Here is a 14,868-nt window from a genome sequence, read left to right as displayed (position 1 = left end):
ATTGCCTATACGTTCACCGTCAGGAACACCGGCAATGTGACGCTGAGGAACATCAGGCTCGCCGACAGTCTCAAGGATGCCGTGGTCGGCGGCGATACGATTGCCGAGCTTGCCCCCGGGGCTGTCGACGACAAGAGCTTCACCGCGCTCTATACGCTCAAACAGGCCGATATCGATGCCGGCAAGGTCGACAACGCCGCCACCGTTACTGCGACGCTGCCCGCCGGCGGCGACATCAGCAGCAACGGCGCGGTGACGACGCCGATCGCGGCAGCGCCGGGGCTGGTGCTGGAGAAGAAGAGCGGACCGCCGTCGGGCAATAGCGCCGGTTCGACCATCGCCTATACGTTCACCGTCAGGAACACCGGCAATGTGACGCTGAAGAACATCAGGCTCGCCGACAGTCTCAAGGATGCCGTGGTCGGCGGCGATGCCATTGCCGAGCTTGCCCCCGGGGCTGTCGACGACAAGAGCTTCACCGCGCTCTATACGCTCAAACAGGCCGATATCGATGCCGGCAAGGTCGACAACGCCGCCACCGTTACTGCGACGCTGCCCGCCGGCGGCGATATCAGCAGCAACGGCGCGGTGACGACGCCGATCGCGGCAGCGCCGGGGCTGGTGCTGGAGAAGAAGAGCGGACCGCCGTCGGGCAATGTCGCCGGCTCGACCATTGCCTATACGTTCACCGTCAGGAACACCGGCAATGTGACGCTGAGGAACATCAGGCTCGCCGACAGTCTCAAGGATGCCGTGGTCGGCGGCGATGCCATTGCCGAGCTGGCGCCCGGGGCTGTCGACGACAAGAGCTTCACCGCGCTCTATACGCTCAAACAGGCCGATATCGATGCCGGCAAGGTCGACAATGCCGCCACCGTTACTGCGACGCTGCCCGCCGGCGGCGATATCAGCAGCAACGGCGCGGTGACGACGCCGATCGCGGCAGCGCCGGGGCTGGTGCTGGAGAAGAAGAGCGGACCGCCGTCAGGCAATAGCGCCGGCTCGACCATTGCCTATACGTTCACCGTCAGGAACACCGGCAATGTGACGCTGAGGAACATCAGGCTCGCCGACAGTCTCAAGGATGCCGTGGTCGGCGGCGATACGATTGCCGAGCTGGCGCCCGGGGCTGTCGACGACAAGAGCTTCACCGCGCTCTATACGCTCAAACAGGCCGATATCGATGCCGGCAAGGTCGACAACGCCGCCACCGTTACTGCGACGCTGCCCGCCGGCGGCGACATCAGCAGCAACGGCGCGGTGACGACGCCGATCGCGGCAGCGCCGGGGCTGGTGCTGGAGAAGAAGAGCGGACCGCCGTCGGGCAATGTCGCCGGTTCGACCATTGCCTATACGTTCACCGTCAGGAACACCGGCAATGTGACGCTGAAGAACATCAGGCTCGCCGACAGTCTCAAGGATGCCGTGGTCGGCGGCGATGCCATTGCCGAGCTGGCCCCCGGGGCTGTCGACGACAAGAGCTTCACCGCGCTCTATACGCTCAAACAGGCCGATATCGATGCCGGCAAGGTCGACAATGCCGCCACCGTTACTGCGACGCTGCCCGCCGGCGGCGACATCAGCAGCAACGGCGCGGTGACGACGCCGATCGCGGCGGCGCCGGGGCTGGTGCTGGAGAAGAAGAGCGGACCGCCGTCGGGCAATGTCGCCGGCTCGACCATTGCCTATACGTTCACCGTCAGGAACACCGGCAATGTGACGCTGAAGAACATCAGGCTCGCCGACAGTCTCAAGGATGCCGTGGTCGGCGGCGAGGCCATTGCCGAGCTTGCCCCCGGGGCTGTCGACGACAAGAGCTTCACCGCGCTCTATACGCTCAAACAGGCCGATATCGATGCCGGCAAGGTCGACAACGCCGCAACCGTTACTGCGACGCTGCCCGCCGGCGGCGACATCAGCAGCAACGGCGCGGTGACGACGCCGATCGCGGCAGCGCCGGGGCTGGTGCTGGAGAAGAAGAGCGGACCGCCGTCGGGCAATGTCGCCGGCTCGACCATTGCTTATAGCTTCACCGTCAAGAACACCGGCAATGTGACGCTCACCGACGTCAAGCTCACAGATGCTCTGTCCGGTGCCGTCGTGAGCGGGGGCCCCATCGCTTCGCTCGCACCGGGAGCGACCGATTCGACAACGTTTACGGCGCTCTATACGCTCAAACAGGCCGATATCGATGCCGGCAAGGTCGACAATGCCGCCACCGTTACCGCGACGCTGCCCGCAGGCGGCGATATCAGCAGCAACGGCGCGGTGACGACGCCGATCGCGGCAGCGCCGGGGCTGGTGCTGGAGAAGAAGAGCGGACCGCCGTCGGGCAATGCCGCCGGCTCGACCATTGCCTATACGTTCACCGTCAGGAACACCGGCAATGTGACGCTGAGGAACATCAGGCTCGCCGACAGTCTCAAGGATGCCGTGGTCGGCGGCGATGCCATTGCCGAGCTTGCCCCCGGGGCTGTCGACGACAAGAGCTTCACCGCGCTCTATACGCTCAAACAGGCCGATATCGATGCCGGCAAGGTCGATAATACAGCGACAGCTTCAGGCACGATGCCAGACGGCAAGGTCACGTCGAGCAATGCAAGCACGGTCACGACCACTCTTAGCCAGGGCGCGACGCTCGAACTCATAAAGACCGCAGCCCCGCCGTCGGGCAATGCCGCCGGGGCAACAATTGCCTACAACTTCACCGTCAAGAACACCGGCAACGTCACGCTCACCGAGGTCAAGCTCACAGATGCGCTGCATGGGGCCGTCGTGAGCGGGGCCCCCATCGCTTCGCTCGCACCGGGAGCGACCGATTCGACAACGTTTACGGCACTCTACACGCTTACTCAGGCCGATATCGATGCCGGCAAGGTCGAAAACACGGCGACAGCTTCAGGCACGATGCCAGACGGCAAGGTCACGTCGAGCGACGCAAGCACGGTCACGACCACTCTTAGCCAGGGCGCGGCGCTCGAACTCGTAAAGACCGCCAGCCCGCCATCCGGCAATGCCGCCGGGGCAACGATCACCTATTTCTTCACCGTTAGAAATACCGGCAACGTCACGCTCAACAATATCGCGATCAGCGACGATCTGCCCAATGTCGCAGTCAGTGGCGGACCCCTCGCCTCGCTGGCGCCGGGGGCGGAAGACACAAGCACTTTCACGGCGCGCTACACGCTGACGCAAGCCGATATCGATGCTGGCGGGGTTGCCAACACAGCGACCGCCACAGCGACGGTTGCAGGATCGCCGACGACGGCGACTGTAACAAGCACGGCGAGCGAAGTGCGGACACCGATCGAGCAGAGCGCCACGATCGCGTTGGTCAAAACCGCGAAGCTCAACGATACCGATGGCAGCGGCTTATACGAGGCCGGCGAATCGATCACCTATCGTTTCGAGGTTACCAATACCGGCAATGTCGTCGTCAACGACGTCATTCCAACCGACCACGGCCCAACGTTCAACAAGCAGCCTGCCGCCAACAAACTCAGCGCGGTTGTGCCGGGGCCGACTGCCATTGCGCCGAAGCAGACGCAGGTGTTCGAGGCGACCTACACGCTGGCGCAGTCCGATATCGATGCGGCTGCAGGTATCGCTAACGGGATTGTCAACAAGGCCAAAGCCGAAGGCACCTATACGCGGCCACAAGCTCCAGAAAGCAATGCCGGGCGCGGCTTTGCCTACACCAATCCGGGGCAAGGCAAGATCACCGTCGTCGATTCGGCGGAGGCGACGGCAGTTCTCGAATTGCCGGCGGCCCAAGCCTCTTCCGTAACGATCACCAAACAGGCCGGCCTGCGGCAGATACGCCGCGGCGAGAAGGCGCCGTTCATAATCAAAGTGATCAACAAGAACACCAGCAACGTCGCAGGCTTGACGGTTCTTGACCGCCTCCCCGCAGGCTTCCGCTATGTCGGCGGATCGGCGACGCTCAATGGCAAAGCCGTTGAACCGCGCATTGACGGTTCCAACCTTCGTTTTGACAATCTGACGCTTGGTCCGAAGGGCGATGTGGTCATTCGCCTGCAAATGCTGGCGCTGAGTACGGCCGGGCCGGGCAAGCACGTCAACAAGGCGCAAGCGCTCGGTTCAAGTGGCAAAAGGCTTGCCCCGGAGGCGAGCGCCGCCGTCGAGATCATGGTCGAACCGGTCTTCGATTGCGGCGATCTCATCGGCCGCGTGTTCGACGACCTTAACAGCGATGGCTACCCGAACGACGGCGAGCGGGGCCTGCCCGGCGTGCGTATTGCAACCGTGCGCGGCTTGCTGGTGACCACCGACGAATTTGGGCGCTTCCACGTTGCCTGCGCTGATCTTCCGGATGCGCGTATCGGCTCCAACTTCATCATGAAGCTTGATACGCGCACCCTGCCTGCCGGCTACCACCTGACCACCGAGAACCCGCGGGTGATCCGTCTCACCGCCGGCAAGATGTCGAAGCTCAACTTCGGCGCGGCGCAAGGCCGCGTCGTGCGGCTCGATCTCAAGGACGAAGCCTTCGAACCTGCTCTCACGACGTTGAAGCCGCGATGGGACAGGGGGCTGGATGCGCTGATCGAGATGCTGAAGCAGCAGGAGGCAACGCTGCGGATCAGCTACCCGACGCGTTCCGAAGAGCTTGCCGCCAAACGCATGAACGCGATCGAGGACGCCATCGCCAAGCGATGGAAAGCCGCAGGAGGCGGGTACGCGCTTAACATCGAAACGCGCGTGGAGGTGGGTCAATGAGCCAAGGCCGCTTTCAGGTGTCCATCCGGCCCCAAAATCACCTGGTTGCGTCGCGCAAAGCGCGCATGCTTATGGCGGGTTGTACCGTTCTCCTGGTGCATCTCACGACGTCCAGAGCCACGGCCCAGGAAGAAGCGGCGGCCGCGAAGGCGAGCGCATGCATCGAGACCGATTGCGCTGCCGGGACTGCGCAGAACGAACCAGCAGTCAAAAGCTCCCGCATCGCAGCCCCCGGTGCCCGGTCCCCATCCGATGATGCCGAAGGGACCATTCCTTTCGCCATCAGTGTCGAGGGCGAGACCGTCGTCAAAAGCAATGAGCCGCGATCCCTGGGCGTGGCCAAGGAGACCAACGCACAAAAGCACGCCGCAATTGGGGCTGGGTCCGACAAAGCCACGCCAAAACAAGGGCTCAGTGCGGTCGATATCCAGGTCAAGTTCGATGGGCTCGACGCGCGCCCGGTCCTGAATGTTTCGACGACCCCGATGCGCACCGCATATCGGACGGGCGAGCCGATCCGCTTCCTTGCGACCTCTAACTACCCCGCCTTCATCCAGCGTTCCGAAATTCGCGTCTTCGAGGATGACAAGCAACTCACGGATAAGCCGATCGCAGTCATTGCGGTTCCGGTCAACGGCGAAGCCGGCTGGACCATGCCAGCAACCGAGAATGACGACCAGCGCTTCAAATACGTGCTGCGAGTCTATGATGTCGACAACCGTTATGACGAGACGTTGCCGCGCCCGCTTCGCCGCATGGATCGCGACCTGCCGCGGGAAGAGGAGAATGCGGTCGCGCCGGGCATGACCGAGGACAACACCGGATTACGGAACATCCCGGTTCGTGGCGGCGCAGTCACCGTCTACGGCCGGAACGTTCCCGACGGTTACGGGGTGCAGGCGCTCGACGATAGGATCCCCGTCGATCGCGAACGTTCCTTCGTCATGCAGCGCATTTTGCCGCCCGGCGATCATGATGTGGACGTGACTGTCGTTGGCTCGAAGGGCAGCGCCGTCGACTTTCACCGCCAGATCAACATCCCCAATAATGACTGGTTCTATGTCGCGCTGGCCGACCTCACTGTCGGCAAGAATAGCGGCAGCGATCATATTGAGAGCGTGCGGCCGGGCGAATATGACGACATTTATACGAAGGGTCGCCTCGCCTTTTACGTGAAAGGCAAGATCAAGGGCAAATATCTGCTGACCGCCTCGGCCGACACAGGAGAAGACAGTCTCGATCATATGTTCCGTGGACTCGATGCCAAGGATCCGCGGCAATTGCTGCGGCGGCTCGACCCGAACGACTATTACCCGATCTATGGTGACGATTCCACGGCGATCGACGACGCTCCGACCAAGGGCAAATTTTACGTGCGGCTCGAGCGCGGCGACAGCCAGGTCCTGTGGGGGAGCTACAAGGCGATCATCCAGGGCACGGAGTTCATGCGCTCGGACCGAGCGCTCTACGGCGCGAGCGCTGCCTATCGCTCAGAGAAGACGACACCCTTCGGAGAGCGCAACAGCGAAGTGACGCTCTATGCGGCGCAACCGGATACGCTGCCGCAACGCGACGAATTCCTCGGGACCGGCGGCTCCGCCTATTTCATGCGCAGGCAGGACATAACGATCGGCTCCGAAACCGTGACGGTGGAAGTCCGCGATTCGACAACTGGACAGATCATCGAGCGGCGCACCTTGCGCTATGGCGAAGACTATTCGTTCGACTACCTGCAGGGCATGCTGATCCTGAAGCGGCCGCTTTCCTCTTCGACCGGCACGACGGGCCCGGTGCGTGAAGGCGCGCTCGGCGGCAACAAGGTCTATCTGGTATCGCAATACGAATACACGCCAATCGCCGGTGACCTTGACGGCTATGCCTATGGCGGACGGGCGCAGCATTGGTTCGACGACAAGGTTCGGGTCGGCATCACCGGCATGAACGAAAATACGGGCCTCGCCAACCAGAAGGCTTATGGCGCCGACATCAAGGTCCGCCATTCCGATACGACTTTCATCGAAGGCGAAATATCGCGGTCCGATGGACCGGGCTTCGGCACGTCCCGCTCCACCGATGGCGGGCTGACCCTGAGCGACGTGCAGACCACGGGCACGCGCGGCCGCCTGGCCACGGCGTGGCGCACACGGGCGCAACTCGACCTGGAAGACATCAGCAAGAGCGGCATGAAGGGCACGCTCGGCGGGTACTACCAGGAAAAGGACGCGGGCTTCTCCACCCTTTCGGAACAGGTTGCGGCGGATCAGCGGATCTGGGGACTCGCGGCAGATATCGATATCACGAAAGATTTGAGCCTCGACCTCACCTATGACGATTTCAAGGAAGGTGAAGCGACTAATGATTTCTACGATCAGGCGGTCGGCGGCAGGTCCAAGCGTAAGGGCGCTGCCGCAATCAGCAAGCAACTGAACGAATACTGGAAAGCCTCGTTCGGCGTCACCTATCTCGAACTCAGTAATCCGCTCGCAACAACTTCGAACAAGTCCGGCTATGACGGGTCGCGGCTCGATGCCGGCGCTCGTCTCGAATATGCACCCGATGCCGAACATACCTATTACGGCTTCGGACAAGGAACTTTGTCGCGATCCGGCGACATCGAGCGCGGCGACCGTCTTGGCGTCGGCGCCGAATATCAGCTCACCGAAAAGATCGGGCTAAACGGCGAAGTATCCTATGGCGCGACTGGGCTCGGCGCCCTCGCCGCCGTCACCTATGAGCCGACAGCGGAGGATAGTTACTATCTCGGCTACCGCCTCGACCCCGATCGCGCATTCGACCTTGACCGAACCTACGATCTCGACGGGACTGATTACGGCGCGATCGTCATCGGCGCGCGCCGCAAGCTCGACGACTATTGGTCGACCTATGCTGAGAATAATTACGACCTGTTCGGGAGGCGCAATTCGCTCGCCCAAACCTACGGTGTCGTGTACACGCCCGACGCCAAATGGACGGTCGATGGCGGGCTGGAGATCGGCACAGTCGAAGACGATACGATCGATCCCTCCACAAATCTCGAACGTTCCGATTTCGACCGCAAGGCGATCTCCCTGTCGGTCGGCTACAAGGACGAGGATCGCATTGCCGCGCGCATTCGCGGTGAGACTCGTTTTGAAGATTCCGACGATGATACCCGCGATCTCAACACCTACCTCTTCGCAACGGGCTTCAGCTGGAAGACGAACGATAGCTGGCGGCTGCTCGCCAATATCGATTCAGTTCTCTCGGACTCGAACGGTGATGGTTCGTTCAGGGATGGCGACTATGTCGAAGCCTCGCTCGGATATGCCTACCGTCCGATCACGAACGACCGGCTGAACGCTCTCCTCAAATATACCTGGCTTTACGATCTTCCGGGCGAGGATCAGGTCAGCGCGGTGACCGGCGACGAATACGGGCCAGCACAGCGCAGCAACATTCTTTCCGCCGATTTCACCTACGATCTCGTTCCCTGGCTGTCCGTCGGCGCGAAATACGGCTTCCGCTACGGTCAAGTGCGCGAGCGGCTTCAGGACGATCTCGACGCATTCTCCGATTGGCAGACTTCCTCAGCGCATCTCGGCATTGTTCGAACCGATTTTCACATCGTCAAGAAATGGGACGCCTTGCTGGAAGGGCGCGTCATGTACATGGCCGAGGCGGATACGACAGATCTTGGCGTGCTCACCGCCGTTTATCGCCACGTCGGCGACAACTTCAAGGTCGGCGTCGGCTATAATTTCGGCAATTTCTCCGACGATCTGCGCGACCTGACGCTCAACGACCGCGGTGTGTTCTTCAACGTCGTCGGCAAGTACTGACGCATGGGCGTTGTTCATCGCGCAGGTGCCGGCAACGGGCCAGATGCGCTATTTGGATATCGGCGCACTCCTTCTACACGACATATTAATACTTGTGGAACACAACTGGAACAGATAGTGTTTGTTCTGGTTTTGTTTTTCCGATTCCGTTTCGAAGGATCGCCGATGCTCACGCGTAAACAACACGAACTTCTGCTCTTTATCCATGAGCGCCTGAAGGAAACCGGCATCCCTCCATCCTTCGACGAGATGAAGGATGCATTGGACCTAGCGTCCAAATCGGGGATACATCGGCTGATAACAGCGCTCGAGGAACGAGGTTTCATTCGACGGCTTGCTAACCGTGCGCGGGCGCTGGAAGTCCTGCGCCTGCCGGATTCAATTGCGCCTGGTCTCAATGCGCAAAAGAAATTTTCGCCAAGCGTGATCGAGGGCAGCCTCGGCCGCAATGTCGCCCCCCCCCGCCCGCAGCCACGCGCTTCGGATGACGACGGTGCGCCGACGATCGTCAACATACCCGTCATGGGCCGGATCGCGGCCGGTGTACCAATCTCCGCCATCCAGAATCAGACGCACATGATTGGCCTGCCGCCGGACATGATCGGCAGTGGGGAGCATTATGCGCTGGAGGTCAAGGGCGATTCCATGATCGAGGCGGGCATCTTCGACGGCGACACGGTCGTCATCCGGCGCGGCGACACGGCCAATCCCGGCGAAATTGTGGTCGCGCTTGTCGATGACGAAGAGGCAACCTTGAAGCGCTTTCGGCGCAAAGGGGCATCGATTGCTCTCGAGGCCGCCAATCCGGCCTATGAGACGCGCATATTCGGGCCGGATCGGGTGCGCGTGCAGGGTAAGCTGGTCGGTTTGATCCGCCGTTACTGACGGATCGGGTTTTCCTGATCGTCTGCCGGTGGCTTGGTCTTTGCGGCACGCCGCTGCGGTTTTTGCTCCGCAAGATTGCGGGCGGTGCGGGAAAAAGCCCGATAGGCGTTCCATGGGCGCTGAGGGGAGCCCACGGCGTAGGTAATGTTTGCAGACTGGAGGCGTGCCTGCAATTGTTCTACAGCAAATGCAGCCGCATCTAGCCCGGACGGTGGATCGACCTTGTTGTCGCCGAACCTGATTTCTGCGGAACCGCGTAGCGCCAGGTCCTGCGCCGTAATTACAAGAACGTCCCCCGGCTCGCAGGTTGCTGTGGGACCGGTGAAGGCAAGGACGACGATATCGCCCTCGGCACAAGCAGTTGATTTTTTGGTCGGATCGTCCGTGTAGGCGACGATCAGGCCGCCGGCTTCCCTCGCCAGGCACACGCCGTCGGCGCACTCAAATTGTCCATCGGCCGGCGATGCGCCATTCTTTGCCGGCGTGAGCACTTGAATTGCGCCGTACCCCTGCTGCCAGTTATCGAGGGTGAAACGGCTTGCCGTTGCGCGGTTCACCGTCAGCGCGTCGTCGGGGGCGCTCAAGGCGACGAGCCTGCCCTCTTCGGCAATCACTATATCCGGCGGACGTGCAGAGCGGAGCGGCACTATGGCCAATGCCATTACTGCAAATCCAACGAGCCGCAGCCGCGTTGTCAGCAACATGAGGAGGACCAGTCCCGCGGTCATCAAAAGCAGGCTCGTTTGCGGCATTGATCCGAAATTGCCGCTCGGCGAATGCGCGCCAACCATCTTCGCGATCGCAATGACCCATTCGATGCCGCGTTCCATGACAGCAAACGGCAGCCAATCGAGATCAAATGGCATCGCAAGAACAGCAAGCACCGCAAACGGCATCACAAAGATCGAGACAACGGGCAGCGCCAGCGCGTTGCCCACAAGCCCAAGCGGCGCTGTGTTGTTGAAATGGTAGGCGGCGAAGATCGAGCTCGCCGTCCCGGCAACCAACGAAGTCATGGCGATAGCGCCGACATGGCTTGCCGCCATCATCGGCAAACGCAGAAGCAATCCCTCGCCTTTCGTTCGGTTTGACCTGTTCTTTCGGCGCGATCTCCAGCCGTAATATGCAATGAGCGCGCCTGTCGCCGAATATGACATCTGGAAACTCGGTCCGAGAATTTCATGCGGAAGCAGCGCTATCGTGATCAAAGCGCCGATGGCGAGATTGCGCATGGAGATTGCCGCGCGATCGGCCATCATGGCAATGAGCATCACCGCCAGCATCACGAAACTGCGCTGCGCAGCTACATCGGCGCCCGAGAGCAGGAGATAGAAGCCGGAACCGGCAAGGGCGACGAATGCCGCCAGTTTTTTCATTGGATAGCGGGCTGCAAAGCCGGGAAAGAGGGCCATGCTGGCGCGAAGCGAGCCGACGATGATGCCGGCCACCAGCGCCATGTGAAATCCGGAAATCGAAAGAATATGCGAAAGCCCGCTCAGTCGCATTGCGTCATTCGTCGCCTCGCTAATGCCGTCGCGCTGGCCGGTAATCAGCGAAGCCGCAATATCGCCGGGTTCCCCCTTGATGCGGGAAAGCACACGCTGCGTAAGTTGCTGGCGGATATTGGCGACCGTCTGCCAGGCTTGAGACGCAATCGCCTCATCGACCGGCGTTGCGGCGAGTTGAGGTTTACCAAGGAAAAACCCATTTGCGCCTACGCCCTTATAGTAATTATTGAACGCAAAATCGTAATTGCCGGGCCGTACCGGACCTCGCTGCGGACGCAGGTGGACGAGGCCCTGCAGTCCCGCGCCAATTTTCATTCCTGCCGGCACGGATCGCGCCGACACGACAACCCGTTGCGGCGAATAGCGGAGTGTCGGCCGCTCGGTTGCGATAATGTCGAGGGTGACGCGCCAGCCGCCTCTTGCGTCTCTAGCCATGGCCACGACGCGTCCGGTCAAACGGGTAGTAATGTCCGACCCAAGCATTTTCGTATCCGCGCGCATGGTTTCGAGCTTGCCGGCAACCATTCCCGCGACAACGGCAACTGCAAAGGCGAGCGCCAGTCTGGTCCTCGGACGGGAATGTGCGAGCTGCATCAGCCCGACAAGCAGGGTCAGCCCAAACAAAATGGCGCTCAGTCTTGGCTCGGCCGACGCGCCGAAATAGATGATGGCGCCGATGCCGCAACACACCGGGAGAAACAGAAACAGCGTGCCGCGCTCGATCTCCTGGCTAAAAAGCGTCGGCGTTGCGACGAAGGCGCGCCTTGTCGCCGCCATGGCGATCGCCATGGGTCGCCTACCCGCAGAGAGTTCAGTCCCTCGCGTTAGAACGCCTGTTTCTGTGCCTGGATAGGTCGCAACGGCGTTGCCAGTGTCCTGAACACTGAAAAAGAATAGCCGCTCATCGATTTTTGATCTGGTCTGCGGTTCCTCCATTTGCCCCCAAGCACCAATACCCTTGCACCTCAGCGGTGCTATGCTACATGAACGCCAGATCAATTCGATTGGACGTTCGGCTAATAGCGCGACGCGTCCCTGGAGCTCCCATGTCGTCCCCTGTCGTTACACGTTTTGCCCCATCCCCTACCGGCTACCTCCACATTGGCGGTGCCCGCACGGCACTGTTCAACTGGCTCTATGCAAAGCATACGGGCGGCAAGATGCTGCTGCGGATCGAGGATACGGATCGGGAACGTTCGTCAGATGCGGCGGTAACTGCCATCCTCGACGGCTTGACCTGGCTCGGCCTCGATTGGGATGGCGAGGCTGTATCCCAATACGCCCGCGCCGGTCGCCACCGCGAGGTCGCCGAGGAACTTGTTGCCAAGGGCAAAGCCTATTATTGCTACGCATCGCCGGCCGAGCTTGAAGAAATGCGCGAGAAAGCCCGCGCCGAAGGCCGGCCGCCGCGTTATGACGGACGCTGGCGCGACCGCGATCCCAAGGAAGCACCTGAGGGCATCAAGCCGGTCATTCGGGTCAAGGCGCCGCAGGAAGGCGAGACTGTCGTGCACGATCAAGTTCAGGGCGACGTGCGTTTTCCCAACAAGGATCTCGACGATTTCATCATCTTGCGCTCGGATGGCACGCCTACCTATATGCATGCTGTGGTCGTTGACGACCACGACATGGGCGTTACGCATATCATTCGCGGTGACGACCACCTGACCAACGCAGCGCGTCAGACCGTTATTTATAACGCCATGGGTTGGGATGTACCGGTTATGGGCCATATTCCACTCATTCACGGCGCGGATGGCGCCAAGCTTTCGAAACGCCACGGTGCGCTCGGGGTTGAGGCGTATCGCGCAATGGGCTACCTGCCCGCCGCACTGCGCAATTATCTCGTCCGCCTGGGCTGGAGCCACGGCGACGACGAGATCATGTCGGACGCACAGATGATCGAGTGGTTCGAGATATCGGACATTAATCGCGGCGCCTCGCGCTTCGATTTCCAGAAGCTCGAAGCAATTAACGGCCATTATATGCGCATCACGGACGATGCCGCGTTGGTCGAGGCCATGATCGCCATCCTGCCCGAGGTTGAGGGCGGCGAAGCACTTCTCGCCCGGCTCAACGATACGACCAGGCGGCAGCTCCTGGCGGCCATGCCCGGGCTCAAGGAGCGCGCAAAGACGCTCGTCGAACTCGCCGATAGCGCGAAATATCTTTTCGTTGAGCGTCCGCTGACGCTCGACGACAAGGCAGCGGCACTGCTGAATGACGAAGGTTTGGGCGTGCTGGCCGGCGTGTTGCCCGAGCTTGCTGCGGTCGATGACTGGACGGCGTCCGCGCTCGATGCCGCAGTGCGGGTCTATGCGGAAAAAACCGGGCTCAAACTCGGCAAAGTGGCACAGCCGCTGCGTGCCGCATTGACAGGAAGAGCAACGTCTCCGGGTGTTTTTGACGTGCTTGAGGTGCTCGGAAGGGACGAATCCCTCGGCCGGATCAAGGACCAGGTAAAAGGATGACAAGTGCGTCCTTCAGGCGCATTTTTGCATTGCAACATCGCGCCGTTTGAGTACGGTGTCGTGCCTGAGGAATTCACGATCTACGGCCTCGGTTGAGGCAAGTGCTTTTGCGCTGGATCAGCGCAAGCTGAAGCAAGAAAGGAACGGCAATGTCTGAAAACAACGTCAACATCGATCTAAATGGTCACCAGTTCTCAATGCCCGTGCGCAAGGGGACCATTGGACCGGATGTCGTGGACATTGGGACACTCTACAAGAACACGGGCGCGTTTACCTATGATCCCGGTTTCACGTCCACGGCGTCCTGCGAGTCGCAGATAACCTACATCGACGGCGATGAAGGCATCCTGCTGCACCGCGGCTATCCTATCGAGCAACTGGCCGAGCATGGCGATTTTCTCGAAGCCTGCTATCTGTTGCTTTACGGCGAACTGCCGACGAAGAGCCAGAAGGCCGATTTCGACTATCGCGTAACCCATCACACGATGGTGCACGAGCAGATGTCACGTTTCTTCAGTGGTTTTCGCCGCGACGCGCATCCCATGGCGGTCATGGTCGGCTGCGTCGGCGCGCTGTCCGCGTTCTATCACGACTCGACCGATATTTCCGATCCGCATCAGCGCATGGTCGCCTCAATCCGCATGATCGCCAAGATCCCGACCCTCGCTGCCATGGCCTATAAGTACCACATCGGCCAGCCATTCGTTTATCCGCGCAACAACCTCGATTTCGCGACGAACTTCCTGCACATGTGCTTTGCCGTGCCCTGTGAAGACTATGTGCCAAATCCGGTGCTTGCACGCGCGATGGACCGAATCTTCATTCTTCATGCGGATCATGAGCAAAACGCGTCGACGTCGACCGTCCGTCTCGCGGGCTCTTCCGGCGCAAACCCGTTTGCGTGTATCGCAGCAGGCATCGCCTGCCTGTGGGGTCCTGCCCATGGCGGCGCCAACGAAGCCGCACTAAACATGCTCGGCGAAATCGGCTCGGTCGACCGCATTCCGGAGTTTATCGCCCGCGCCAAGGACAAGAACGATCCGTTCCGCCTGATGGGATTTGGCCACCGGGTCTACAAGAACTACGATCCGCGCGCGAAGATCATGCAGCAGACCACCAAGGAAGTCCTTGGCGAACTCGGCATCAAGGACGATCCTCTGCTCGACGTTGCCATGGAGCTCGAGAAAATCGCGCTAACGGATGAATATTTCATCGAAAAGAAGCTTTATCCGAATGTCGACTTCTATTCGGGTATCACATTGAAGGCTCTCGGCTTCCCCACCACCATGTTCACCGTGCTCTTCGCTGTGGCACGTACGGTTGGCTGGATCGCCCAGTGGAAGGAAATGATCGAGGATCCGCACCAGAAGATCGGTCGTCCGCGCCAGCTCTACACCGGTGCGACACAGCGCGACTATGTCAGCGTCGAGAATCGCAAGTAATCTG

The 14,868-nt window shown here is 60.8% G+C and carries 6 protein-coding genes; 5 read left to right on the top strand and 1 reads right to left on the bottom strand.

From position 1 onward, the window contains the following. The first annotated feature begins 36 nt into the window (after window positions 1-36). From BLR72_RS14135 to lexA, 3 genes are all read left to right on the top strand, one after another. Window positions 37-4,740: a DUF7507 domain-containing protein gene (locus BLR72_RS14135; RefSeq protein WP_244506700.1), complete on the top strand. Its 4,704-nt coding sequence runs from the start codon at window positions 37-39 to the stop codon at window positions 4,738-4,740. Continuing rightward, window positions 4,737-8,558 carry an RHS repeat domain-containing protein gene (locus BLR72_RS14130; RefSeq protein WP_091949554.1) on the top strand — a complete coding sequence of 1,274 codons (3,822 nt, stop codon included), beginning with the start codon at window positions 4,737-4,739 and terminating at the stop codon, window positions 8,556-8,558. The genes BLR72_RS14135 and BLR72_RS14130 overlap by 4 nt, the downstream gene beginning before the upstream one ends. 165 nt (window positions 8,559-8,723) lie before the next feature. Next, complete coding sequence (gene lexA, locus BLR72_RS14125; protein ID WP_091923015.1) at window positions 8,724-9,443, top strand: transcriptional repressor LexA; 720 nt, start codon at window positions 8,724-8,726, stop codon at window positions 9,441-9,443. Here the strand turns inward: lexA and BLR72_RS14120 are convergent. Beyond that, window positions 9,437-11,740 (bottom strand): ComEC/Rec2 family competence protein, encoded by a 2,304-nt coding sequence (locus tag BLR72_RS14120; protein WP_175492360.1) that lies wholly within the window; start codon window positions 11,738-11,740, stop codon window positions 9,437-9,439. The two genes, lexA and BLR72_RS14120, sit on opposite strands and share 7 nt — an antisense overlap. A 257-nt stretch (window positions 11,741-11,997) precedes the next feature. Between BLR72_RS14120 and gltX the strand changes: the two genes are divergently transcribed. Beyond that, on the top strand, window positions 11,998-13,422 hold the full coding sequence (gltX, locus tag BLR72_RS14115) for a glutamate--tRNA ligase (RefSeq protein ID WP_091949549.1): 1,425 nt from the start codon (window positions 11,998-12,000) through the stop codon (window positions 13,420-13,422). A gap of 149 nt (window positions 13,423-13,571) precedes the next feature. Further along, window positions 13,572-14,864 (top strand): citrate synthase, encoded by a 1,293-nt coding sequence (gene gltA / locus BLR72_RS14110; protein ID WP_027232616.1) that lies wholly within the window; start codon window positions 13,572-13,574, stop codon window positions 14,862-14,864. The last annotated feature ends 4 nt before the right edge of the window (window positions 14,865-14,868 follow it).

Source organism: Phyllobacterium sp. YR620, from assembly GCF_900104165.1.
In the GTDB taxonomy this organism is placed as follows: Bacteria; Pseudomonadota; Alphaproteobacteria; order Rhizobiales; family Rhizobiaceae; genus Phyllobacterium; species Phyllobacterium pellucidum.
The sequence above is the reverse complement of the archived record's forward strand: the minus strand, read 5'-3'. Positions and strand labels throughout refer to the sequence as shown.